Source organism: Agrobacterium sp. LY4 (assembly GCF_001526585.1).
GTDB classification, from domain to species: domain Bacteria; phylum Pseudomonadota; class Alphaproteobacteria; order Rhizobiales; family Rhizobiaceae; genus Agrobacterium; species Agrobacterium leguminum.
Window position 1 is genome coordinate 42,464 of record NZ_ASYA01000001.1, and the last position, 23,352, is coordinate 65,815.

Consider the following 23,352-nt stretch of genomic DNA (forward strand, 5'->3'; position numbering starts at 1 on the left):
AAAAAGCCCGGCATCGGCCGGGCTTTTTATTTCTGCAGCGGCGGATTGCGGCTGAGGCAGTGGCGCCTGAAAAATCAGAACCCCTTGCCGCCGCGCAACTCGGAAATCACCGTTCCGACCATGATCTTGATATCCAGCCAGAGCGAAAAATTGTCGACGTAATAAAGATCGGAGACGATTCGGGCGCGCGCCTTGTCGCTGCGATCCGTCGGGCCGCGCAACCCCCGCATCTGTGCAAGGCCGGTAATGCCCGGCCGCACCCGGTGCCGCATATGGTAGTGCGGCACCAGCTCCTCATAAAGACGGCCGGCCGCCAGCATGCCGATGGCATGGCAGCGGGGCCCGACCAGCGACATATCGCCTTTCAGCACATTCAGAAGCTGCGGCAGTTCGTCGATATTCGTGCGGCGAAGAACCGCGCCGATCCGGGTTATTCTGGGGTCGTTCTTCACCGTCTGCGCCACGCCGGTGGCGTCGCAAAGATCGGTCCTCATGGAGCGGAATTTATAGACACGGATTTTCCGCCCGTTCATGCCCCAGCGGACCTGCGAAAACAGGACCGGTCCTTTGCTGTCGAGTTTGACCATCACTGCCACGGTGAGCAGCACCGGCGCGAGTGCGACAAGGGCGATGGACGCCCCTGCGATGTCAATCGTTCTTTTGAGCGCGAACTGGCCGCGCAGGAATGCGGAGACGGTTTTTTCCGAAGAGGAAGGTTGCGTTTCCGGCGATTCGAAAGTGGTGGCTGCGGAATAGGAGGCACCGTAAAAAACGGCATGCGATGAGCCTTTAGTACCCAGCATAATATAAAGCCCTGAAAAGTTATTTTGATAGAAGAAAATTAATTTATATGAACGATTAATAATTCATTTACCGTAAAAAGTCATCCGAAATGTAACCGCCCCGCCGCAAATGGCAATCTACGGTTAATGCGACTGCACGCGGATGTTGCAGGGTCGGCATCCTCTCCGCTCGTGGCTGCGGAGGCGGCCTGTCCCATTGGACCAAATCCTGCAAAATCGGGAATTTTCGTGCAGCGCTGTCGAAATCGTCAGCGGCCCTGAGAGCAGCGCTTTTCGACCACTCTAAGCCGTCAGTTTCCCATCAGAATATCGAGCAGGGTTGTCTGCTTCGGTCCGGATGGCGCCTGACCGCCGATATCGGCGGGTGGTACAGGCCCGTTGCCGGCTGAATAGCCGGGTTCGATATCGCGGGAAGGGATATTTGCCGGCGGCATCGGTGCACCGGGCTCATTCGGATTCGGCGCAACCGGGGCTTCGGGATAGGCGCGCGTATCCACCGTTCCGCCGCCGAGGGCATTGGAAATGATATCGCCGATGGACGGGGGCGCACTTTCCGGCGCCGGCTGCTGCATTTCCCCAAGCGGCGGCACGCCGCCTGCGCCAAGCCCGAAGAGCGGCGAGGGCGAAAGCCCCGAATGGGCGGCGGTCATGAAATCTTTCCAGGCCTTTGCGGGAAGCCCGCCGCCGGTGACCTTCTTCATCGATGTGCCGTCGTCATTGCCGAACCACACGCCGGTGGTCAGGTTGCTTGTGTAGCCGACAAAAAGGGCGTCGCGGAAGGATTGCGTCGTGCCGGATTTTCCTGCCGCCTGCCAGCCCTGCAGCCGTGCCGCCTTGCCGGTACCTTCGGTGATGACGCGCGACAGCATGCTGTTCATGGTCGCGGCGATCTCTTCGCTCAGGACGCGCGGCGGATTGTCGTATTTGTTTTCGTAAAGCACCTTGCCATCCGCATCGGTGATGCGTTTGACGATATGCGGCGTCGCCTTGTAGCCGCCATTCATGAAGGGAGCGTAGGAGGCCGTCAGCTCCATCAGCGACACTTCCGAGGTGCCGAGCGCGATGGAGGCATTGTTCTGCAGCTCGGATTCTATACCCATGCGATGTGCCACCTGGGTCACACGATCGGGACCCACTTCCATCACCAGCTGCGCGGCAATGGTGTTCAGCGAATTGGCGAGCGCGGTGGCGAGCGTCACTTCGCCTCGATATTTCTTCTCGTAATTTTCCGGGGTCCAGTTGCCGATGCGCACCGGTGCGTCGTTGCGGATGGTATAGGGAGTAAGACCGGATTCGAGTGCGGCGACGTAAACGAAGGGCTTGAATGCGGAGCCGGGTTGCCGTTTTGCCTTGGCGGCGCGGTTGAACTGGCTTTCGGCATAATCCGCCCCGCCCACCACGGCCCGGATCGCGCCCGTGCCATCGATGGAAACCAGCGCCGCCTGCGAAGCGCCCTGCTTCTTGCCGTCACCCTGCAGCACGTGGGTCAGCGCCTTTTCGGCGTCACGCTCAAGATTGGGGTCGATGGTCGTGTCGACGACGATGTCCTGCTTGACCTCGCCGACGAGGTTGCGCACTTCCTCCAACACCATATCGGCGGCGTAATGTTCGGCACCTGACCAGAACCGTTTCGCCTTGGTTGGCGGCTGCGACATGGCGGTCTTGATTTCATCGTCGGTGATGAAGCCGACATCGCGCATGGATTGCAGCACAACCTGCGCCCGCTCTTCCGCCGCCTGCGGATCGCGCGCCGGCGAAAGGCGCGAGGGCGCTTTAAGAAGCCCGGCCAGCATGGCCGCCTCGCCCAGATTGACGTCGCGCGCGGATTTGTTGAAGTAGCGCCGCGAGGCTGCCTCGACACCATAGGCATTGGAGCCGAAATAGACGCGATTGAGATACATCGCGAGAATCTGGTCCTTGGTGAACTCATGCTCCAGCCAGAAGGACAACAGCACTTCCTGAACCTTGCGTTCCAGCGTGCGATCCGGCGAGAGGAACAGGTTTTTCGCGAGCTGCTGCGTCAGCGTCGAGCCGCCCTGCACGGTTCGCCCCGTCAGCACATTCGTGACGATGGCACGTCCGAGACCGAGCGGATCGACTCCGAAATGCGAATAAAACCGCCGGTCCTCAATGGCCATGACGGCTTGCGGAATATAGGGCGACATATCTTCCAGCGCGAGCGCCTCGCCACCGGTGGTGCCGCGATTGGCGAGCACGCTGCCATTCACCGAAACGATCTTCACATTCGGCGGGCGTTCGGGAATGGACCAGCTGCTGGCGCTCGGCATGCGCGCGCCGTAATAGAGAACGAGACCTGCAACACCGATGCCGCCCCAGATGCCGAGTACGATGCACCAATAGACGAGAGAGCGAATGAAGCCCGTCGCGCCGCGGCCGGAGCCGCGGGTGCGCTTTTCTTTTTTCCTGGATTTGGTGCGGCCGGATGTCGGCTTCGGTTTCCCGGCTTGCTGCTTTGTGGTTCCGCTGATGCGTTCGCTGGCGTCGAGGCGCAGGTCATCACCGGATTCGTGGAAATCCCCGAAGGAGGGTTCTACCCGTTCGCGTGATTTACCCTTGCCTGCCATCCAGCCGAAGTCGCTCCTATTCGCGAAACCGCGCGCATCCCGTTTGGGTTTCAGGCTTCTATGCCTGCGCGATCCTTAATCCAGGATGAAGAGTTTAAATGCGGCAATTTAAGGCGGGGTTAAGTCCTGGCCGGATCAAATCGGCGTCATTGGCAGACGTCGACCCATTCCGCATCCGTCAGCTCGGCCATCGCCTCCGGCGAAATCTTCACCGCCGCATTGGTGGCGCCGGCCGCGGGAACCACCTCATGATAGTTTTTCAGGGAGACGTCGCAAAACACCGGAAGTGGGGAGGGCAGGCCGAAAGGGCACACGCCGCCTATGGGATGGCTGGTCACCGCAACCACCTCTTCCGGTCCGAGCATGCGCGGCTTTGCGCCGAAATGATCGCGGAATTTGCGGTTGTCGAGCCGCTTCGTGCCGGCGGCGACGACGAGAAGAATGGTTTCACCCGCCTTCAGGCAAATGGTTTTCGCAATCTGGTCGGGGTCGACACCATGCGCTTCGGCTGCCAGCGCAACCGTCGCCGAACTCGTTTCGGTTTCGATCACGGCAACCTCGGGCGACTTTTCGGTGAAAAAGGCTCTGACGGATTCGATAGACATGCGTATTTATTAGGCGTTACGCGGAGAAGCTTCAAGTCACCTCGAAACAGCTATGCATTATGCGCAATGCTGCGCTGCGATGAAACGTCTGTTTTTTAAGCGGCGATCCTGTATCTTCAAATCATCGAAGCGACGCACTCCTCCTCCCAGCGTCGCCCGATTGGACTGACAATACTCCTCCTCCCAATTGTCAGTCAGTTTCAAGAACCCGGCGCACCTCCTCCCGCGCCGGGTTTTTGCTTTTTGACGTTCCTGTTGTCTGGCTCCCTGCTGAACCCTGACCAGATGGTCGTGTTCAAAGAAACTTGACTTTCAGCCCCTTCCAACCTAGGTACTTCGCCATCGATATTTGTTTGACGACCAGAGCTTCGGCGTCTTTTTAGACGCTCACGACGATCTTTTCCTTCAAATTCGACCCAAGTCCGCACTGCTCGCAGTGCAAATACAATTGCCAACGGAAGGAAATCGTTATGGCGACTGGTACAGTAAAGTGGTTCAACGCAACCAAGGGCTACGGCTTCATTCAGCCTGACGACGGTTCGCAGGACGTATTCGTTCACATCTCCGCTGTTGAGCGCGCTGGTTTGACCGCCCTCAACGACGGCCAGAAGCTCTCCTATGAGCTGATGCAGGATCGTCGCTCGGGCAAGATGTCCGCAGGCAACCTCGTTGCTGCCTGATAAGCGCTTTGGCCCGAAAGGGTCATCCGCATGAATGGAAAGGCCGGATTTTTCCGGCCTTTTTCTTTTGCAGGAAGGGGCTGGACCGGTTGCCCTTGAAAAAGCCAGGTCACATACCAATATAGGGTTCAACAGTGCTCCGGACCGGAACTGCCGGGAATGGCGCTTTTTAAAAGTGCCGCTGCTGTTGCGTTAACCAAAGATTAACCAAAGCAGCCGATCCTGAGCCGGAAAGCAGCGTCGATATCCTTGACGCGCTCTGGAGCATCAGACCGTTTAAACGCTTTGACCACGGATGTACTGGCATTGACGGAAAACGGATGGAAAGGTCGGGCTTGCCCGGCCTTTTTGTTTTATGTGCCGAGGAGGTGCCGAATGTTTGGCGCCTCCTCTTTTTTTCAGGATTATTTCGCCGCGAGCGCGTCGAGAATGCGGACCCAGGAGCGAATGCCCTTGTGGAAGGACTGCAGGTCGTATTTTTCATTCGGCGAATGAATACGGTCATCGGTAAGTCCGAAGCCAACAAGCAGCGAATCCATTCCCAGCATCTTCTGGAAATCGCCGACAATCGGGATCGAGCCTCCCATGCCGATAACGACGGCAGGTTTCGGCCACTCCTCCGAAAGCGCATTTTTGGCTTTGGTCAGCACGGGCGAATCGTAAGACAGCTGGATGGCGGGTGAACCGCCATGTTCGTGGAACTCCACGGAGCAATCGGCGGGAATCTTCGAGCGCACATAGGCCCGGAAGCTTTCACGAATGGCCGCAGGATCCTGCTCGCCGACGAGGCGGAAAGACACCTTGGCGGAGGCCTTGGCGGCGATCACGGTCTTGAAACCATCGCCGGTATAGCCGCCGATAATGCCGTTGACTTCCGCCGTCGGCCGCGCCCAGGTCTGCTCCAGCACGGAGCGGCCCTTTTCGCCCGAGGGAACCGAAAGGCCGACTTCGCCGAGGAAGGCTTCGGCCGTGCGGCCCAGCGTTTCCCAGGAGGCCTTGATGTTGGCTGGGGTTTCTTCCACGCCGTCATAAAAGCCTGAAAGAGTTACCCGGCCGGTCTCGTCATGCAGGCCGGCGAGAATATCGGTGAGGATGTGGATGGGGTTTGCCGCCGCCCCACCGAACAGACCGGAATGCAGATCGCGGTCGGCCGCGGTGATGACGACCTCTTCGCCGACCAGGCCGCGAAGGGCTGCGGCAATTGCGGGCGTATCCCTGTCCCACATGCCGGTATCGCAGACCAACGCATAATCGGCCTTCAGTTCTTTCGCATTGGCTTCGAGGAAAGGCTTCAGCGACGGCGAGCCGGATTCTTCTTCGCCTTCAAAAAGAATGGTGACGCGCACCGGCAGGCCGCCATTGACAGCCTTGTACGCCCGGCAGGCTTCCACGAAGGTCATCAGCTGGCCCTTGTCGTCCGCCGTACCGCGTCCGGTAATCACCTGCCGGCCGGCGCCGATATCCTTGACCGCGGGTTCGAACGGATCGTTTTCCCACAGCTCGAGCGGATCGACCGGCTGGACGTCATAATGGCCGTAGAAAAGCACATGCGGCGCGTCCTTGATGGCCGCATCGTGATGCGCCACGACCATGGGGTGGCCGGCGGTATCGCGCACGGAGGCCGTAAAGCCGAGCGCCGAAAGCGTTCTGACCAGCCATTCCGCCGCCTTGCGGCATTCCGCCTTGTAGGCGGGGTCCGTCGAAATCGACGGAATGCGTACGAGCTCGAACAGTCGCTCAAGGCTGGAGGTGAGATTGTCGTCGGCGGTGGAAAGAATGGGGGAAACGTCTGTCATCGCTGATCCTGTCATGTCTGTCGTGACCCGGCGATAAGACGAAACATCCGGGCATCGCGCATCGCGGGAAACAAGGGGGCCGGCGCGTCGTGAATCGGCAAACGTGCGGCCGCCGGAACGATAGAGCAGTTCAGGGAAAGTGCGAAGCGGTTTCGGGCTGTAAATGCTATTTCGCTTTTTTGGCGCTTTCGATCGCCCGGCGCATATATTCCAGCAGCAGTTGCCTCTCGAAGCGCCGGAAATCCTTGAGCAGCGCGTCTTCGGTGGCTTCGGAGGCGGCAATGGCGTTGGCTTCCAGATCCCTGCCGCGCTGGGTCAGTTCGATGATCTGGGCGCGGCGGTCGCTTGGATGGGATTTGCGGACGATCAGCCCGTCGCGTTCCATGCGCGAGAGCGTATTGGCGAGCGTCGCCTGTTCGACATCGATTCTATCGAGCAATTGCCGCTGGGTCAGGCCGTCCTCATGCCAGAGCTCGATGAGGATGGGGAATTGCCCGGGCGAGAAACCCAGGGCGGCGGCTCTTTTCTGCAGCGCCATGGTGAATTCCCGCGCCATTTTCGAAGCGAGATAGATTGCCGATTCGTCCCGGGAAAAACCCATTTTTCCGCCCATAAAGCATCACGGCCGGCTCAGCCCGGCAATTCGATAGCGCGATATATATCGCATGATATGTTTAAGCCAGCCCGAAACAGCGCATAAAATAAAACCGCCATGGCCGGGAGGGGTCGGCCATGGCGGTCATATTGGAGGACAAAGGCCCGGAGAGGGGGAAAGGCCTTTGTCCGGTCTGACGCGGCGGGGGACGAGCCAGCTATCAGACTACGGCGTGATCAGGCGCCGTCCCTTATGAAATGTGTCTGCAAATGCGGCTTTTCAAGGGAAGGGCGGATTACAAATCGGTAACGTTCAGGTGAATTTTGCAGGCCTGTGCTACTGCTTCATTCCCCGCTCTTTACGGTGCGTTGTGCGAAGTTTCGGTAGACGTCAAAACGGCCCCGCGCTATCCATGCTACCCATGAAAAAAGGCGATCATCTCTTCCTCGTTGACGGTTCCGGTTTCATTTTCCGGGCCTTCCATGCAATCCCGCCGCTGAACCGCAAGTCGGACGGGCTGCCGGTCAACGCCGTCTCCGGTTTCTGCAACATGTTGTGGAAGCTGCTGAAGGATGCGCGCAATACCGATGTCGGCGTGACGCCCACCCATTTTGCGGTGATTTTCGACTATTCGTCGAAGACTTTCCGTAACGAGCTTTATGATCTCTACAAGGCCAACCGCACCGCGCCGCCCGAAGATCTGGTGCCGCAATTCGGCCTGATCCGTGAAGCGACGCGCGCCTTCAACCTTCCCTGCATCGAGACGGAAGGCTTCGAGGCGGACGATATCATCGCCACCTATGCCCGGCAGGCCGAGGCGATCGGCGCCGATGTTACGATCATCTCTTCCGATAAGGATCTGATGCAGCTCGTTACGGCCAATGTACACATGTACGACGCCATGAAGGACAAGCAGATCGGCATTCCGGACGTTGTCGAGAAGTGGGGCGTAGGCCCTGAAAAGATGATCGACCTGCAGGCGATGACCGGCGATTCCACCGATAATGTTCCGGGCATTCCCGGCATCGGCCCGAAGACGGCGGCGCAATTGCTGGAGGAATACGGCGATCTCGATACGCTGCTGGCGCGGGCGGGCGAAATCAAGCAGCAGAAGCGCCGGGAAAATATCATCGCCAATGCGGAGCTTGCCCGCCTTTCCAGACAGCTCGTGGCGCTCAGAACCGATGTGCCGCTGGATCAGTCTCTCGAAGCGCTGGTGCTCGAACCGCAGAACGGGCCGAAACTGATCGCCTTCCTGAAGGCGATGGAATTCACAACGCTGACACGCCGGGTTGCCGAGGCGACCGAAACCGACGCTTCCGCCATCGACCCCGCCAATGTGCCGGTACAATGGGGTGCCGATGCCCATGGTCCCGATCTCGATGCGCCGTCCGCTGCCGTGAACGCTGGCGAAGTGGCCATTAACGCCGCTGGCGCTTCGGCTTCGCCTGCCGCTCCGGCAAGGAAAGTAACGGGGGAGGGCAGCGCGCCCGCTGATCTCGCCACAGCGCGACAGGCGCTTTTTTCCGCGGCCAAGATCGATACGACCGCCTATCTGACGATCAGGGACCTTGCGACGCTCGACCGCTGGATCGCGGCGGCCCGGGAGACAGGCGTCGTCGCCTTCGATACGGAAACGACCTCGCTCGACCCGATGCAGGCGGAACTTGTCGGTTTTTCTCTGGCCATTGCTGATAATGGCAAGGATGCCACGGGCACCGATATTCGGGCCGCCTATGTTCCCTTGACGCACAAGACCGGTTCCGGCGGCGATCTCTTCAGCGATGGCATCAAACTGGCCGAAGGGCAGGTGCCCTTTGCCGAGGCACTGGAGCGTCTGAAGGACCTGCTCGAGGACGAAGCCGTTCTGAAGGTCGCGCAGAACCTGAAATATGACTATCTGCTGATGAAACGCCACGGCGTCGTCATGCAGAGCTTCGACGACACGATGCTGATTTCTTATGTCCTCGAGGCAGGCAAGGCCACGCATGGCATGGATTCGCTGTCCGAACGCTGGCTCGGCCACACGCCGATCGCCTATAAGGACGTGGCGGGATCGGGCAAGTCGAGCGTCACCTTCGATTTTGTCGATATCGACAAGGCGACCGCTTATGCTGCGGAAGATGCCGATGTCACCCTGCGGCTCTGGATGGCGCTGAAGCCGAGGCTTGTCTCGGAACGGCTGACCAAGGTTTATGAGCGGCTGGAGCGCCCCCTCGTGCCGGTTCTGGCGCATATGGAAGAGCGCGGCATCACCGTCGACCGGCAGATTCTCTCGCGTCTTTCCGGCGAACTCGCCCAGAAGGCCGCGTCCTTCGAAGAGGAAATCTACGAGCTGGCTGGCGAACGCTTCAACATCGGCTCGCCAAAGCAGCTCGGCGATATTCTGTTTGGCAAGATGGGCCTGCCGGGCGGTTCCAAAACCAAGACCGGGCAATGGTCGACTTCGGCGCAGGTTCTCGAAGATCTCGCGGCGGAAGGCGCCGAACTGCCGCGCAAGATCGTCGACTGGCGGCAGCTGACGAAGCTGAAATCGACCTATACGGATGCGCTGCCGGGATATATCCATCCCGAGACGAAACGGGTGCATACGTCCTATGCGCTCGCCTCCACCACCACGGGGCGTCTGTCCTCTTCGGAGCCGAACCTTCAGAACATCCCGGTTCGCACCGCCGAAGGCCGCAAGATCCGCACGGCTTTCATCTCCACGCCCGGTCACAAGCTTCTGTCGGCCGATTACAGCCAGATTGAGTTGCGCGTGTTGGCCCATGTCGCCGATATTCCGCAGCTGCGCAACGCCTTTGAAAACGGCATCGACATTCATGCCATGACGGCATCGGAAATGTTCGGCGTGCCGGTGGAAGGCATGCCGTCGGAAGTGCGCCGCCGCGCCAAGGCCATCAACTTCGGCATTATCTACGGCATTTCCGCCTTTGGTCTCGCCAACCAGCTCGGCATCGCCCGCTCCGAAGCCGGCGACTATATCAAGAAATATTTCGAGCGTTTTCCCGGCATTCGCGACTACATGGAGGCAACCAAAGCCTTCGCCCGCGAAAACGGCTATGTCGAAACGATTTTCGGCCGCCGCGCGCATTATCCGGAAATCCGCTCTTCCAACCCTTCGGTAAAAGCCTTCAACGAACGCGCGGCCATCAACGCACCGATCCAGGGCTCGGCCGCCGATATCATCCGCCGGGCCATGGTTCGTATCGAGCCTGCGCTGGAGGCGGAAAAGCTTTCCGCCCGCATGCTGCTGCAGGTGCACGACGAACTCATCTTCGAAGTCGAGGAGGCGGAAATCGAAAAGACCTTGCCGGTTGTCGTCTCGGTGATGGAAAACGCGGCCATGCCGGCGATTTCCATGGAGGTGCCGCTCAAGGTGGATGCCCGCGCCGCTGACAATTGGGATGAGGCGCATTGATCGGTCAATGACCCGCGGATGTCATTGCTTTGTCGCGTGCGGGGATTAGTGAAACGTCTCACAAGGAGTTTCCCATGCACGCCCCGCTCGTCTCGAAAGATCTCGGCTATATTTCCGCCGCCAACCACGATCAGCCGCCGCGCCATCTCGGCAGCCGCTTCAACGCGGATGGCGAGTTTCTGCCCGACTCGGGCAACACGGTCGTCTGCCATCTTGTCGAGGGATCGCAGACTGAAAAGGCGATCATTGCGACCCGCCAGCGTTTTCTGGATATGGCCGAGGCGCCGCAGCTCGCCTTCACCCCTATTTCCAGCCTGCACATGACGGTATTCCAGGGTGTCAACGATTTGCGGCGCATGCTTCCCTATTGGCCGAGCGAAATGCCGCTCGATGCGTCGGTCGATGCGATGACGGACTACTATCGCGACCGTCTTTCCGCCTTTCCAGCTTTGCCGGCCTTCAACATGCAGGTTACGGGCCTGCGCCCGGTGGGACTGGTGATGAAGGGCGCAACCGCCGAGGACGATCGGATCGTGGCTCTCTGGCGGGATACATTCGCCGATTTCTTCGGCTACCGACATCCTGATCATGACATTTACGAATTTCACATCACCCTGTCCTATATCATCCGCTGGTTCGAGCCGGAGTGCCTGCCGCGCTGGCAGGCGATGCTTGATGAGGAACTGGAAAAGCTGCGCGCCGCAGCGCCGGTCATAGAGATGCGGCCGCCAGCTTTCTGTGAATTTAAGGACATGAACCACTTCAATGAGCTTGTCGTTTTCGATAAGGCGTGAGGCATGATATGAGATGCCCGAGGATCGCTCGCCACGCTGATTCCGTTGAATCGGAAAAAATGTGCGTCAGGGCTGGTCAAAGCCCGTTTGGGCATGTATAAGCGCGCCAAATTTCCGATATCGAGACATCCGACATTCGGCCTTTGGTTCTGGCCGGTTCCGTTGTTTCGCCGCTTAAGTGGAGTAACAAAAATGGCTGTACCAAAAAGAAAAACAAGCCCGTCCAAGCGCGGTATGCGCCGCTCGGCTGACGGTCTCAAGTCTGCGACCTACGTTGAAGACAAGAACTCCGGCGAACTGCGCCGTCCGCACCATATCGATCTGAAGACCGGTATGTATCGCGGCCGTCAGGTTCTGACGCCGAAGGAAAGCGCATAAGCTTTTCTGAAATCATCTTTGCAAAAAACCGGTCCTCGTGGCCGGTTTTTTGTTTTCGGGACCGTCCACCTGCCTTTTCCGCTCACTTGGAAAATTCGGCCACTCCTCCTACACTCTTTCAGGGAGAGCAGGTTTCGATGCCTGCAACAGGAGGGGAGCTTCGGTGAAATATCGCTGGATTTTATTGATGCTTCTCAGCCTCAGCCTCGGTTATGGCGCCGTGACGAGAGGTGGCGGCATCATCGCGGAAAGCTATTTCGGCGAAATGTCCGAGCAGGGCCGCACGACGCTGCGGCTGGCCGTCTCTGCGCTCGGCGGGCTTTTGAACCGTTACGAGCCGCTGCCGGCCCTGATTGCCGATCATGACGACATTGAGGAACTGGTCGCACATCCCAAGGATGCCGAACTGCGCCAGCGCGCCAATATCTACCTCAAATCCATCAACACCCTGCTGGAATCCTCCGATATCTACATCATCACGCTGGATGGGGAGACGATCGCCGCCAGCAACTACGATGGTCCAACGAGTTTCGTCGGTGAGAATTTCAGCTACCGCCCCTATTTTCAGGATGCAGCCAAAGGCTTCCAGTCACGCTTCTTTGCGCTTGGCACCACCTCCCACAAGCGTGGCTATTATTTTTCAGCGCCCATTCTCTTCAACGAGGAGATCAAGGGCGTCATCGTCTTCAAGGTCGATATTGAAGGCATAGAAGCGTCATTCGGCGATGGCGAGAACCGAATTCTGGTATCGGACCCGGAAGGCATCATCTTCATGACCGGAACGCCGCAATGGCTTTATTCCGGCCTGATGCCGCTGACGCCCGAAAGGCTGGCGCGAACGGAGACTTCCCGCCGCTACGCCAATGCCGCCCTTAAGGAATTGCCCCTGAAAAACGGCAATTTCGGTTCGCATCAGCTGATGACGATCAGCCAGGACGACGGTGAAAGGGAATATATGGTCCTGTCGCAGCCGATGCCGGACGCGGGCTGGACAGTCAGCGTGCTGATGGACACGGGTTCGCTCCGAACGCAGGTGAAGACGGCGATGATAGCCATCATCCTCTGCCTGTGCCTTGCCGCCGCCCTCATCGCCGCCATGCTGCAAAGGCGTCGTCGTCTGCGGGAGCGCCTGACGCATCAGGCGGAGGCGCAGGCGGAGCTGGAACGCCGGGTGGAGGAGCGTACGGCCGATCTGGCGCGGGTCAATCAGGAGATCGAGCACGAAATCGCCGAACGCCGCCAGACCGAAAAACAATTGCGCAAGATGCAGAACGATCTGGTGCAGGCGGGCAAGCTCGCAGCCCTCGGGCAGATGTCGGCGGCGTTGTCGCATGAGTTCAACCAGCCGCTCGCAGCCGCCAAGAACTACGCCGAAAATGCCTCGCTTCTCGTGGAGCGGGGACGGCTGGAGGAGGTGACGGAAAATCTCAGGCGCATTTCGGGCCTTATCGACCGTATGGCCTCCATCAGCAAGCATCTCAGGAATTTCGCCCGCAAGCCCAATGAAAAAATGGCCGCGGTAAGTCTGGAAGCCGTCCTGCGCGATACGCTCGAAATCGTCGGTGCGCGCCTGAAGGCCGCCGATGCGGTGCTGGATGTGGATCTCGGCCGGGTGCCGCTTGCCGTGAAGGCCGGCCCGGTGCGGCTGCAGCAGGTGCTCGTCAACATCATCTCCAATGCTGCCGATGCGGTGGAGGGGCGCGAGGATCGCCGCATTGCGCTGAGGGCCCTGCAGCATGGCCAGTCGGTGTCGATTTTCATTCGTGATCGCGGTCCGGGCGTGCCGGCGGCGATTTCAGAACGCATTTTCGATCCCTTCTTCACCACCAAGGGCGTGGGGCGCGGCCTCGGTCTCGGCCTGTCCATCTCCTATAACATCATCAAGGATTTTGGCGGCCAGCTCCGTGTCAGAAACCATGAAGATGGCGGGGCGGAGTTCGAGATCGAATTGCCGGCCGCCGCCTGGCGCGTGGAGGCGGCTGCGGAATGACCATGTCGCGGGTTCTGTTGATCGATGATGAGGAAGAGCTGCGCTTTTCCACTGCGCAGGCGCTGGAGCTTTCCGGTTTTGCCGTCACCATGCTGGCAAGCGCAGAACATGCGCTCGAACTCATCGGTTACAGCTTCGACGGGGTCGTGGTCAGCGATATCAGGATGCCCGGCATGGATGGCATGACGCTGCTGCAGAAGGTGCGGGAGCTCGATCCTGAAATACCTGTCATCCTGATGACGGGCCATGGCGATGTTCAGCTCGCGGTCAACGCCATGCGCAACGGCGCCTATGATTTCATCGAAAAGCCGTTCACGCCGCAATATCTCGCCGGCATCATCAAAAGGGCGAATGACCGGCGGGCGCTGGTACTGGAAAACCGCCGCCTCAAGGCGGTAGCGGGCAAGCATGACGATCTCGAAACGCGTCTGCCCGGCAGAACCCAGATCATGGTCGATCTGCGGTATCGTATCCGCGCCATCGGCGCGACAGACGCCGATACGCTGATCGTCGGTGATACGGGCGCCGGCAAGGAGGTCGTGGCGCGGGCTCTGCACGATATCAGCGCCAGAGCCAACCGGCCCTTCGTGGCGATCAATTGCGCCGCCCTTCCGCAGACACTGATTGAAAGTGAACTATTCGGCCATGAGGCCGGTGCGTTTCCCGGAGCGCTGCGCCCGCGCTACGGCAAGTTCGAACATGCTCGCGGCGGCACCATATTGCTGGATGAGATAGGCTCCATGCCCTTCGAATTGCAGGGCCGCTTCCTGCGTGTCTTGCAGGAACGGGTGATTACCCGTCTCGGCTCGAATGAAACGGTCGAACTCGATGTCCGTTTCATCGCCACCAGCAAGGTCGATCTGGAACATGAAGTTGCGGCTGGCCGGTTCCGTGCCGATCTTCTTTATCGGCTCAACGTGGCGACACTTCTCGTGCCATCGCTCTCGCAGCGCAGCGCAGATATACCGCTACTTTTCCTGCATCTCGTGCGGGAAGCCGCTGCCCGTTACGGGCGGGAAGACATGGAGGTGTCGCAAAGTCTGCTTTCGGCCGTCTCCCTGCGTGAGTGGCCAGGCAATGTGCGTGAATTGCGCAATGCCGCAGACCGCTTCGTTCTCGGTCTGGAAAGCGATGTTTCCGAAGCTTCGCTGCCGTTTCAGGATGACGGAAAGGCGGCCCTTGCCGCGCGGGTCGCGGCTTATGAAAAAAGCCTGATCGCACATGCAATCGCCGCACACGGCGGAAATCTGAAATCCGTTTATGAGAATCTCGGCATTTCGCGCAAAACGCTCTACGAAAAAATGCAGAAATACGGGCTGCACCGACACATGACCGAGGTCTGATGGGTGGATTTCCACCCATGGATGAGCCCCTATGGGTAGAAATCCACCCATTGCCGTCCGGGATGGCAATAAAAGCGCACCTCACTACAAGACCGCCATTGCTGAACGGTGATCCCGGATCGCAAATATCTCACCCCGGTCGCCATGGAGGAGCATGCGCGGCTGAAGTGGCGAAACATTTTCATCCGGGAGGAATCGATGAAAATACTGAAGACAGTCACCGGCCTTGCTGCCGCCGCTGCCGTTTCCCTTTTTGCGCTGTCCGCATCCGCTCAGAATTATCCAGAGCGCAACATCACCATGGTCGTGCCCTTTGCCGCTGGCGGCCCGACGGATACGGTTGCGCGCCTTGTCGCTGAATCCATGTCGAAGGATCTCGGCCAGCAGATCATCGTCGAAAATGTCGGCGGCGCAGGCGGCACGCTGGGTGCTGGTCGTGTGGCATCGTCCGATCCGGACGGCTACACCGTTCTTCTCCACCATATCGGCATGGCGACAAGCGCCACGCTTTACCGCAAGCTTGCCTATGACACGCTGAACGCCTTCGAATATGTCGGCCTGGTCACCGAAGTGCCGATGACCATCCTGTCGCGCAAGAACCTCGAGACGACGGATCTGAAAGGTCTGATCGAATACGCCAAGGCGAACAAGGACAAGGTCACCGTCGCCAATGCCGGCATCGGCGCTGCCTCGCATCTGTGCGGCATGCTGTTCATGAGCGCCATCGAAACCCCACTCGTCACCGTTCCCTATAAGGGTACCGGTCCGGCCATGACCGATCTGCTCGGCGGCCAGGTTGACATCATGTGCGACCAGACCACCAACACCACCAAGCAGATCCAGGGCGGCACCGTGAAAGCCTATGCCGTGACCACGGCCAAGCGGCTGGACGTGCTGCCGGATGTGCCGACTGTTGTCGAAGCGGGCCTGCCGAAGCTCGAAGTGGGTATCTGGCACGGCATTTATACGCCGAAGGGCACGCCTGCGGAAATCAACGAAAAGCTCTCCAAGTCGCTGCAGGTCGCGCTGAAGGACAAGAATGTCGCGGCTCGTTTTGCCGAACTCGGCACCACGCCCTCCTCGGAAAGCGATGCGACGCCTGCGGCGCTGAAGGCCAAGCTTGAAAGCGAAATCGCGCGCTGGAAGCCGGTGATCGAAGCTGCCGGCCAATACGCCGACTGATGAACGCGGAATGACCGGCGGTGTCTCGCCGCCGGTCGACCGTGATCATTTTAACAGACGGACCGGTGTGATGCCGGCCGCGGTGGAGAGGCATCTTTCATGAAGTCGTTATTTAATGACCCTGCCGAGGCAGTCTGCGGGGCAATTTTCATGGGACTTGGCGTCTTTTTCGCCTTGCAGTCTTATGGGCTGGAGATCGGAACCGCTTTTCGCATGGGGCCGGGCTATTTCCCGCTCGTGTTGGCAATCATCCTGATCCTGCTCGGTGGCGTCATATTTCTGCGCTCAGCCCGGCCGGCCGGAGAAGGTATCGGAGCGATCGCTTGGCGGGGCATATTCTTCATCCTGCCCGCGCCGATCTTCTTCGGTTTCACTGTCCGGGGTCTCGGTTTCGTGCCGGCACTGTTTTTCAGCGCCCTTATCGCAGCCTTCGCCTCGCACAAGATGAGCCCGCTCATGGCGGTCATTCTTTCCGCTGCCATCACGGTCTTTTCCGTCGCTGTTTTCAATTACGGTCTCGGCCTGCCGTTCCAGCGCCTCGGCCCCTGGCTTAAATTTTGAGGTGCCGTGATGGATTTGCTCGATAATCTCGCTCTCGGTTTCGTCACGGCATCTTCGCTGGCAAACCTGTTCTTCTGCCTGATCGGCGTGCTGCTCGGCACCCTGATCGGCGTGCTGCCCGGCATCGGCGCGACGGCGACCATCGCCATGCTGCTGCCGATTACCTTCCAGCTCGAGCCCGTCTCGTCGCTGATCATGCTCGCCGGTATTTATTACGGCGCGCAATATGGCGGCTCGACCACGGCCATCCTGATCAACATGCCCGGCGAATCGTCATCTGCCGTCACCGCCATCGATGGTTACCAGATGGCGCGCAAGGGCAAGGCGGGCGCCGCACTCGCCATTGCCGCCATCGGCTCGTTCTTTGCCGGCACGGTTTCCACCTTCCTCGTGGCGATCTTCGCTCCGCCTCTGACGGCGATTGCGCTTGAATTCGGCGCGGCGGAATATTTCTCGCTGATGGTCGTCGGCCTCGTTTCTTCCATTGCGCTTGCCCATGGCTCCATCGTCAAGGCGCTGGCCATGGTCGTGCTGGGCCTGCTGCTGGGTTTGGTGGGCACCGATATCTATAGCGGTACGCCGCGTTTCACCCTCGGCATCCGCGAATATGCCGACGGTCTGAACTTCGTGGCCGTGGCCGTCGGCGTCTTCGGTATCGCCGAAATCCTGCGCAATCTCGAAAATGAGCGCACCCGTTCGGTGCTGATCGCCAAGGTCAGCGGGCTGATGCCGACACGGGAGGATTTCAGGAAAATGATCGCGCCGGTGCTGCGCGGCACGGTCATTGGTTCCGCTCTCGGCATTCTTCCGGGCGGCGGCGCGATCCTCGCGGCCTTTGCTTCCTATACGGTGGAAAAACGCGTCTCCAAGAACCCGGAAGAATTCGGGCATGGTGCGGTTGCTGGTGTGGCCGGTCCGGAGTCCGCCAACAATGCCGGCGCGCAGACCTCCTTCATCCCGCTGCTCACGCTCGGCATTCCCGCCAATCCGGTGATGGCGCTGATGATCGGCGCGATGATCATTCAGGGTATCGTGCCGGGTCCGAACGTCGCGATCGAACAGCCGGCGCTGTTCTGGGGCATCATTGCCTCCATGTGGATCGGCAACCTGATGCTCGTCATCCTGAACCTGCCGCTGATCGGGCTGTGGGTGAAGCTTCTGACGGTGCCCTATTATGTGCTGTTCCCCATCATCATGGCCTTCTGCGCCATCGGGGTCTACAGCGTCAATTCCAACGTCTTCGATCTCTATGCCGTCGCCTTCTTCGGCTTCATCGGTTACGTGCTGGTGAAACTGCGCTGCGAGCCGGCGCCGCTGCTCCTGGGCTTCGTGCTTGGGCCGCTGCTGGAGGAGAACCTGCGCCGGGCCATGATCCTGTCGCGCGGCGATCCGACCACCTTCGTCACCCGGCCGATCAGCGCCACCCTGCTCTTCATTGCTCTGGCCGTGCTGATCGTCGTCTTCCTGCCCAGCGTTAAGAAGAAGCGCGAAGAGGTTTTCGTAGAAGAAGACTGAGCAATGCCAAAGACTCGGATGCCGGCGATGGAAACATCGCCGGCTTTTTCCGTTTCTGGATCGCCATGACGAATTCGCTTCACCAAAGCGACATATGGTTGACTTAGGCGCTTTTAGGCCCAAGGAAGGGCTGGAAAGAGAGGTCGATATGACGTCGGAAACCGAAAAACGGATCATCGCGCTCGAGGAGACGGCCGCGCATCAGGCGAAGGTGATAGAGGAGCTGTCCGATCAGCTGGCGGAACAGTGGAAGGTGGTGGAACAGACCCGCGCCAAGCTCGAGCGGCTGACGGAGAGGTTCCTGAGCCTGGAGGAACAATCGCTGGACGCGCCCGCGATCACCCGGCCGCCGCATTATTGACAGGGAAGAACGAATGAAAAACGACACCGCCGCGCTGGCCGCCGATATCGTCGATTTCTGGAAGAAGGCCGGACCGGACAAGTGGTTCGACAAGGACGCCGCCTTCGACAACCACTTTCACGACCGTTTCCGCGATGCCCATTTTGCAGCAGCACGGCGTGAGCTGGACGACTGGCTGGAGGGCGCGGAAAGCAGTCTCGCGCTGATGCTTCTGCTGGATCAGTTTCCGCGCAACTGCTTTCGTGGCACCGCTCACATGTATGCAACCGACCCATTGGCGCGGCTTTTTGCCGACGAGGCCATTCGCCGTGGCCACGATCAGGCGATGGGCGGGGATTTGCGCGTTTTCTTCTATCTGCCCTTTTCCCATGCCGAAGATATGGCGGCCCAGCAGCATGCCTGCGTTCTGAACCAGCCGCTTGGCGGGCTCTATCTTCACCACGCCGAAGAACATCGCGATATCGTCGAGCGTTTCGGCCGCTTTCCGCATCGCAATCACATATTGCTGCGGGAAACGACGCCGGCGGAACGGCAATATCTGGATGAAGGCGGCTTTTCCGGTTGAGCCGGAAACGAAAACGCCGCCAGTCCCGAAGGGTGGCGGCGTTCTTAAAGCATGGGGCGGCGACAATCAGCCGTCGAAGAATTCCTTCATCCGGGCGAAGAAGCCCGTTGATTCCGGATTGTTCTCCTTGGAGGAGAGCTGCTCGAACTCCTGCAACAGCTCGCGCTGACGCTTGCTGAGTTTCTGCGGCGTCTCGATCTGGATCTGGATATAGAGGTCGCCCGTCTGCGCCGAACGCAGAACCGGCATGCCCTTACCCTTCAGACGGAACTGCTTGCCCGGCTGGGTTCCTTCCGGAACCGTAACGCGCGACTTGGTGCCGTCGAGCGTCGTGACATCGAAAGTGCCGCCAAGTGCTGCCGTCGTCATGGAGATCGGCACGGTGCAATAAAGGTCGGCGCCGTCGCGCTGGAAGAATTCATGCGGACGCACGGACAGGAAGATGTAGAGATCGCCCGCCGGACCGCCACGCATGCCGGCCTCGCCTTCGCCCTGCAGGCGAATGCGGGTGCCGTCCTCGATGCCCGAGGGAATGTTGACGGAAAGCGAACGTTCTTCGGTTACACGGCCCTGACCGTGGCACTTGCCGCAGGGATCGGAGATCGTTTGCCCGCGACCATGGCAGGTGGGGCAGGTGCGTTCCACCGAGAAGAAGCCCTGTGCTGCACGCACCCGGCCGGAACCCTGACAGGTGGCGCAGGTCTTGGGCTGCGTGCCGGGCTTTGCACCCGAGCCGGAACAGACATCGCAGGTGATCGAGGTCGGAACCCTGATCTGCGCCGTCTTGCCGGTGAAGGCCTCTTCCAGCGTGATTTCCATATTGTAGCGAAGGTCGGCGCCGCGCTCGCGTCCGCCGGAAGAGCGGCGCGCACGGCCGCCGCCCATCATCTCGCCGAAGATGTCTTCGAAGATATCCGAGAAGCCGCCATTGGCGAAACCGCCGCCGCCAAAACCGCCACCGCCGCCCATGCCGCCATTTTCAAATGCGGCGTGGCCGAAACGGTCATAGGCCGCACGCTTCTGCGGGTCCTTCAGCGTTTCATAGGCTTCGTTGATTTCCTTGAATTTCCGTTCGGAATCGGCATCGTCCGGGTTCTTGTCCGGATGGTATTTCATCGCGAGTTTGCGGAAGGCGCTTTTCAGCTCTTTTTCGTCCGCGGTCTTGCTGACGCCAAGTGTTTCGTAAAAGTCTGCTTTCGCCATTAAGTTAACAAGCCCCGCAAATGGATTTCCGGCTGCACGTCGGCAGCCGGATGTCTTGCATATGTTTTCAGGAGACGGGAGGTCACGCGATTAAGCGGACTTCTTGTCGTCCTTGATTTCCTCATAGTCGGCGTCGACGACGTCGTCCTTGCCTTCTGCGGAAGCATCGCCGGCCTCGGCCTGCTGCGCTTCGTAGATGGCCTGACCGAGCTTCATGGAAACTTCCATGAGGGTCTGGGTCTTGGCCTGAATGTCGTCTGCATCCGGCTCAGCGGCTTCGACGGCGGTCTTCAGGCTGGCAATGGCGTCTTCGATAGCCTTGCGATCGGTCTCGGAAACCTTGTCGCCATATTCCTTCACCGACTTCTCGGTAGAGTGGATGAGGCTTTCGGCCTGGTTCTTGGCTTCCACACCCGCACGGCGCTTCTTGTCGGCTTCGGCATTGGCTTCGGCGTCCTTCACCATCTTCTCGATGTCGGCGTCGGAGAGACCGCCGGAAGCCTGGATGCGGATCTGCTGTTCCTTGCCGGTGCCCTTGTCTTTCGCCGAAACCTGCACGATGCCGTTGGCGTCGATATCGAAGGTTACTTCGATCTGCGGAACGCCACGCGGTGCCGGCGGCAGGCCGACGAGGTCGAACTGGCCGAGCAGCTTGTTGTCCTGCGCCATTTCGCGCTCACCCTGCGAGACGCGGATGGTCACGGCCGACTGGTTGTCTTCGGCGGTCGAGAAGGTCTGGCTCTTCTTGGTCGGGATCGTCGTGTTGCGATCGATCAGACGGGTGAAGACGCCACCCAGCGTTTCGATGCCGAGCGACAGCGGGGTCACGTCGAGCAGCAGAACGTCCTTGACGTCGCCCTGCAGAACGCCGGCCTGGATGGCGGCGCCCATGGCAACCACTTCATCCGGGTTCACGCCCTTGTGCGGTTCCTTGCCGAACAGCTGCTTGACGACTTCCTGCACCTTCGGCATGCGGCTCATGCCACCGACGAGAACGACTTCATCGATCTCGGAAGCGGAAACGCCGGCATCCTTGAGTGCTGCCTTGCAAGGCGCGACGGTGCGCTGCACCAGATCGTCCACCAGGCTTTCGAACTTGGCGCGGGTCAGCTTCAGCGTCAGGTGCTTCGGACCGGAAGCATCGGCCGTGATGAACGGCAGGTTGATTTCGGTCTGCTGCGAGGACGAAAGTTCGATCTTCGCCTTTTCGGCAGCTTCCTTGAGGCGCTGCAGAGCGAGCTTGTCGTTCTTCAGGTCGATGCCCTGATCCTTCTTGAACTCGCCGGCCAGATACTCGACCAGACGCATGTCGAAGTCTTCACCGCCGAGGAAGGTATCGCCGTTCGTCGACTTCACTTCGAAGACGCCGTCGCCGATTTCCAGAACGGAAATATCGAAGGTGCCGCCGCCAAGGTCATAAACGGCGATCGTCTTGCCGTCTTTCTTATCGAGGCCGTAAGCGAGTGCTGCCGCGGTTGGCTCGTTGATGATGCGCAGAACATCCAGACCGGCGATGCGGCCGGCATCCTTGGTTGCCTGACGCTGGGCGTCGTTGAAGTAGGCAGGAACCGTGATAACGGCCTTCTCGACCTTTTCGCCGAGATAGGATTCAGCCGTTTCCTTCATCTTCTGAAGGATCATCGCGGAAATCTGCGAAGGGGAATAGGGCTTGTCCTGCGCCTTCACCCATGCGTCGCCATTGTCACCCTTGACGATTTCAAAGGGGACCAGAGCCTTGTCCTTTTCGACGGTCGGATCTTCATAACGGCGGCCGATGAGGCGCTTGACCGCAAACAGGGTGTTGGTCGGGTTGGTGACCGCCTGGCGCTTGGCCGGCTGGCCGACAAGGCGTTCGCCATCGTCGGAAAATGCCACCATGGACGGCGTGGTGCGTGCGCCTTCCGCGTTTTCAATTACTTTCGTGTCCTTGCCGTCCATCACTGCAACGCAGGAATTGGTCGTGCCAAGGTCGATACCGATTACTTTTGCCATGCTCTTCTCTCCTTGAAGCGAGCTGTCGGAACCCCGTGAGGCATTCTTGTGGCAGCTCCTTGACTTGGATTTGCAGTATTTGCTGCAGTTCTGCGGCGTATATAAGGAGCGATTTTTCCTGCTGCAAGGCGCAAGAGAGGGGGAAGCGCAGCAAAAAAGCGCAAGAAACCCCTGTCTGTGCAGAAGCATAGCCATCACGGCTTGCGGAAGAGGGAAAACGCGACTTGTGTGCGACACGGCGCCGTCGGTCGGCATCGCGGCGGGCGAACCGGTGAGGCTTGCTTTTAACGGCATCGGGGTGGGGTGAAATGGCGGACAGGGTGGGATTCGAACCCACGGTACGCTTTCACGCACACACGCGTTCCAGGCGTGCGCCTTAAACCACTCGGCCACCTGTCCTTTTTCAAATCTGCATGTTTTGAAGAATGCAAATCACTGGAACGGCGCGATATATACCGATGAATTCGCAGGGATCAACACGAATCTGACAGTTTTTTGAAATGTCGGCAATTTCCTGCGTTCCGATGCGATTGCAAAGCGGTTTTCCCGCCTTTATCGATGCATTATAGATTTCAAAATATGGCTGTCTGACCGGCAGATCGTAAGCGAGGTGTCCCTGATGAAAGCTTTTTTGCGGTTTTTGAGCTTTCTTTTCCTCGTTGCGGCGGTTTTTCTGGGCGTGCTCGTTCGATCCGCTCGGTTTCCACATCCTCGGTCAACGTCACCGGCATCCTGTCCGTCTGGAACTATCTTCTTCCTGCTTCCCGTACCATGGTGGAAGCGGCCATGGCTCACTATATTCACCCTGAAGCGTGGCGCTTCATTGAAAATGCCCTGTCGGCGGTGCCCGCATTTGCCGTTTCCCTGGCGCTTTCCCTGCTCTGCTGGATGGCGGGTTACAGGAAACACAAGGCGATGAGGCGTTTGTCGGCCTGACCCCGTGTCTGTCGAATTGGGCGCCCGCAGATGTGAAACGTAAGAAG

20 protein-coding genes and 1 tRNA gene are annotated in these 23,352 nt (G+C 59.4%); 12 read left to right on the plus strand and 9 right to left on the minus strand.

The annotated features are described in order from the left end of the window. Positions 1 to 74 precede the first annotated feature (74 nt). The 3 genes from L904_RS00210 to L904_RS00220 form a co-directional block, all read right to left on the minus strand. Positions 75 to 803 carry a sugar transferase gene (locus tag L904_RS00210; RefSeq protein ID WP_003524319.1) on the minus strand — a complete coding sequence of 243 codons (729 nt, stop codon included), beginning with the start codon at positions 801 to 803 and terminating at the stop codon, positions 75 to 77. A 290-nt stretch (positions 804 to 1,093) separates the two neighbouring features. Beyond that, entirely contained in the window at positions 1,094 to 3,388 is a 2,295-nt protein-coding gene (locus tag L904_RS00215) for a transglycosylase domain-containing protein (RefSeq protein WP_020811678.1), read from the minus strand. Between the two features lie 146 nt (positions 3,389 to 3,534). After that, positions 3,535 to 3,993, minus strand: coding sequence for a YbaK/EbsC family protein (locus L904_RS00220; RefSeq protein ID WP_020811679.1), 459 nt, complete (start codon positions 3,991 to 3,993; stop codon positions 3,535 to 3,537). Positions 3,994 to 4,463: 470 nt separating this feature from the next. Between L904_RS00220 and L904_RS00225 the strand changes: the two genes are divergently transcribed. Then, positions 4,464 to 4,673, plus strand: coding sequence for a cold-shock protein (locus L904_RS00225; RefSeq protein ID WP_003492998.1), 210 nt, complete (start codon positions 4,464 to 4,466; stop codon positions 4,671 to 4,673). A 404-nt stretch (positions 4,674 to 5,077) separates the two neighbouring features. Here the strand turns inward: L904_RS00225 and L904_RS00230 are convergent, their stop codons facing one another. After that, the gene (locus L904_RS00230; RefSeq protein WP_059762458.1) at positions 5,078 to 6,469 is read right to left on the minus strand and encodes a dipeptidase; all 1,392 of its coding nucleotides are present in this window, start codon (positions 6,467 to 6,469) and stop codon (positions 5,078 to 5,080) included. Between the two features lie 166 nt (positions 6,470 to 6,635). Further along, positions 6,636 to 7,070, minus strand: coding sequence for a MarR family winged helix-turn-helix transcriptional regulator (locus tag L904_RS00235; RefSeq protein ID WP_035259662.1), 435 nt, complete (start codon positions 7,068 to 7,070; stop codon positions 6,636 to 6,638). A gap of 415 nt (positions 7,071 to 7,485) precedes the next feature. On the opposite strand from L904_RS00235, the gene polA reads away from it, so the two are divergent. The 10 genes from polA (at position 7,486) to L904_RS00285 (ending at position 19,174) form a co-directional block, all read left to right on the plus strand. Continuing rightward, entirely contained in the window at positions 7,486 to 10,485 is a 3,000-nt protein-coding gene (polA, locus tag L904_RS00240) for a DNA polymerase I (RefSeq protein ID WP_059762457.1), read from the plus strand. 74 nt (positions 10,486 to 10,559) lie between these two features. Continuing rightward, positions 10,560 to 11,279 carry a DUF1868 domain-containing protein gene (locus L904_RS00245; protein WP_020811785.1) on the plus strand — a complete coding sequence of 240 codons (720 nt, stop codon included), beginning with the start codon at positions 10,560 to 10,562 and terminating at the stop codon, positions 11,277 to 11,279. A gap of 192 nt (positions 11,280 to 11,471) precedes the next feature. Further along, entirely contained in the window at positions 11,472 to 11,657 is a 186-nt protein-coding gene (gene rpmF, locus L904_RS00250; RefSeq protein WP_003507205.1) for a 50S ribosomal protein L32, read from the plus strand. Between the two features lie 187 nt (positions 11,658 to 11,844). Beyond that, the gene (locus L904_RS00255) at positions 11,845 to 13,647 is read left to right on the plus strand and encodes a sensor histidine kinase (RefSeq protein WP_031233923.1); all 1,803 of its coding nucleotides are present in this window, start codon (positions 11,845 to 11,847) and stop codon (positions 13,645 to 13,647) included. Next, positions 13,644 to 14,990, plus strand: coding sequence for a sigma-54 dependent transcriptional regulator (locus L904_RS00260; protein ID WP_020810350.1), 1,347 nt, complete (start codon positions 13,644 to 13,646; stop codon positions 14,988 to 14,990). The genes L904_RS00255 and L904_RS00260 overlap by 4 nt, the downstream gene beginning before the upstream one ends. A gap of 198 nt (positions 14,991 to 15,188) precedes the next feature. Further along, complete coding sequence (locus L904_RS00265; RefSeq protein ID WP_003524332.1) at positions 15,189 to 16,172, plus strand: tripartite tricarboxylate transporter substrate-binding protein; 984 nt, start codon at positions 15,189 to 15,191, stop codon at positions 16,170 to 16,172. A gap of 99 nt (positions 16,173 to 16,271) precedes the next feature. Continuing rightward, the gene (locus L904_RS00270; protein ID WP_020810348.1) at positions 16,272 to 16,733 is read left to right on the plus strand and encodes a tripartite tricarboxylate transporter TctB family protein; all 462 of its coding nucleotides are present in this window, start codon (positions 16,272 to 16,274) and stop codon (positions 16,731 to 16,733) included. Positions 16,734 to 16,742: 9 nt separating this feature from the next. Then, positions 16,743 to 18,248, plus strand: a complete 1,506-nt coding sequence (locus tag L904_RS00275; RefSeq protein WP_003524335.1) for a tripartite tricarboxylate transporter permease — start codon at positions 16,743 to 16,745, stop codon at positions 18,246 to 18,248. A 148-nt stretch (positions 18,249 to 18,396) separates the two neighbouring features. Next, entirely contained in the window at positions 18,397 to 18,609 is a 213-nt protein-coding gene (locus L904_RS00280) for a SlyX family protein (protein WP_020810347.1), read from the plus strand. Positions 18,610 to 18,622: 13 nt separating this feature from the next. Continuing rightward, on the plus strand, positions 18,623 to 19,174 hold the full coding sequence (locus tag L904_RS00285; protein ID WP_020810346.1) for a DUF924 family protein: 552 nt from the start codon (positions 18,623 to 18,625) through the stop codon (positions 19,172 to 19,174). Between the two features lie 66 nt (positions 19,175 to 19,240). Here the strand turns inward: L904_RS00285 and dnaJ are convergent, their stop codons facing one another. From dnaJ to L904_RS28290, 4 genes are all read right to left on the minus strand, one after another. Beyond that, complete coding sequence (gene dnaJ / locus L904_RS00290) at positions 19,241 to 20,377, minus strand: molecular chaperone DnaJ (RefSeq protein WP_004439156.1); 1,137 nt, start codon at positions 20,375 to 20,377, stop codon at positions 19,241 to 19,243. Between the two features lie 90 nt (positions 20,378 to 20,467). Beyond that, the gene (dnaK, locus tag L904_RS00295) at positions 20,468 to 22,369 is read right to left on the minus strand and encodes a molecular chaperone DnaK (RefSeq protein ID WP_003524342.1); all 1,902 of its coding nucleotides are present in this window, start codon (positions 22,367 to 22,369) and stop codon (positions 20,468 to 20,470) included. Positions 22,370 to 22,678: 309 nt separating this feature from the next. Continuing rightward, positions 22,679 to 22,768 (minus strand) — tRNA-Ser (locus tag L904_RS00305). Between the two features lie 4 nt (positions 22,769 to 22,772). Continuing rightward, complete coding sequence (locus L904_RS28290) at positions 22,773 to 23,078, minus strand: hypothetical protein (RefSeq protein ID WP_245303270.1); 306 nt, start codon at positions 23,076 to 23,078, stop codon at positions 22,773 to 22,775. Between the two features lie 77 nt (positions 23,079 to 23,155). Here L904_RS28290 and L904_RS28295 point away from each other — a divergent pair, with 77 nt between their 5' ends. Continuing rightward, positions 23,156 to 23,305, plus strand: coding sequence for a hypothetical protein (locus tag L904_RS28295; RefSeq protein WP_245303271.1), 150 nt, complete (start codon positions 23,156 to 23,158; stop codon positions 23,303 to 23,305). Positions 23,306 to 23,352 lie beyond the last annotated feature (47 nt).

Bases quoted from the DNA above. Each gene is read 5' to 3' on its own strand.
- L904_RS00210 (WP_003524319.1), bottom strand. From the start codon at position 803: ATGCTGGGTACTAAAGGCTCATCGCATGCCGTTTTTTACGGTGCCTCC.
- L904_RS00215 (WP_020811678.1), bottom strand. From the start codon at position 3,388: ATGGCAGGCAAGGGTAAATCACGCGAACGGGTAGAACCCTCCTTCGGG.
- L904_RS00220 (WP_020811679.1), bottom strand. From the start codon at position 3,993: ATGTCTATCGAATCCGTCAGAGCCTTTTTCACCGAAAAGTCGCCCGAG.
- L904_RS00225 (WP_003492998.1), top strand. From the start codon at position 4,464: ATGGCGACTGGTACAGTAAAGTGGTTCAACGCAACCAAGGGCTACGGC.
- L904_RS00230 (WP_059762458.1), bottom strand. From the start codon at position 6,469: ATGACAGACGTTTCCCCCATTCTTTCCACCGCCGACGACAATCTCACC.
- L904_RS00235 (WP_035259662.1), bottom strand. From the start codon at position 7,070: ATGGGTTTTTCCCGGGACGAATCGGCAATCTATCTCGCTTCGAAAATG.
- polA (WP_059762457.1), top strand. From the start codon at position 7,486: ATGAAAAAAGGCGATCATCTCTTCCTCGTTGACGGTTCCGGTTTCATT.
- L904_RS00245 (WP_020811785.1), top strand. From the start codon at position 10,560: ATGCACGCCCCGCTCGTCTCGAAAGATCTCGGCTATATTTCCGCCGCC.
- rpmF (WP_003507205.1), top strand. From the start codon at position 11,472: ATGGCTGTACCAAAAAGAAAAACAAGCCCGTCCAAGCGCGGTATGCGC.
- L904_RS00255 (WP_031233923.1), top strand. From the start codon at position 11,845: ATGCTTCTCAGCCTCAGCCTCGGTTATGGCGCCGTGACGAGAGGTGGC.
- L904_RS00260 (WP_020810350.1), top strand. From the start codon at position 13,644: ATGACCATGTCGCGGGTTCTGTTGATCGATGATGAGGAAGAGCTGCGC.
- L904_RS00265 (WP_003524332.1), top strand. From the start codon at position 15,189: ATGAAAATACTGAAGACAGTCACCGGCCTTGCTGCCGCCGCTGCCGTT.
- L904_RS00270 (WP_020810348.1), top strand. From the start codon at position 16,272: ATGAAGTCGTTATTTAATGACCCTGCCGAGGCAGTCTGCGGGGCAATT.
- L904_RS00275 (WP_003524335.1), top strand. From the start codon at position 16,743: ATGGATTTGCTCGATAATCTCGCTCTCGGTTTCGTCACGGCATCTTCG.
- L904_RS00280 (WP_020810347.1), top strand. From the start codon at position 18,397: ATGACGTCGGAAACCGAAAAACGGATCATCGCGCTCGAGGAGACGGCC.
- L904_RS00285 (WP_020810346.1), top strand. From the start codon at position 18,623: ATGAAAAACGACACCGCCGCGCTGGCCGCCGATATCGTCGATTTCTGG.
- dnaJ (WP_004439156.1), bottom strand. From the start codon at position 20,377: ATGGCGAAAGCAGACTTTTACGAAACACTTGGCGTCAGCAAGACCGCG.
- dnaK (WP_003524342.1), bottom strand. From the start codon at position 22,369: ATGGCAAAAGTAATCGGTATCGACCTTGGCACGACCAATTCCTGCGTT.
- L904_RS28290 (WP_245303270.1), bottom strand. From the start codon at position 23,078: ATGTGGAAACCGAGCGGATCGAACGAGCACGCCCAGAAAAACCGCCGC.
- L904_RS28295 (WP_245303271.1), top strand. From the start codon at position 23,156: ATGGCTCACTATATTCACCCTGAAGCGTGGCGCTTCATTGAAAATGCC.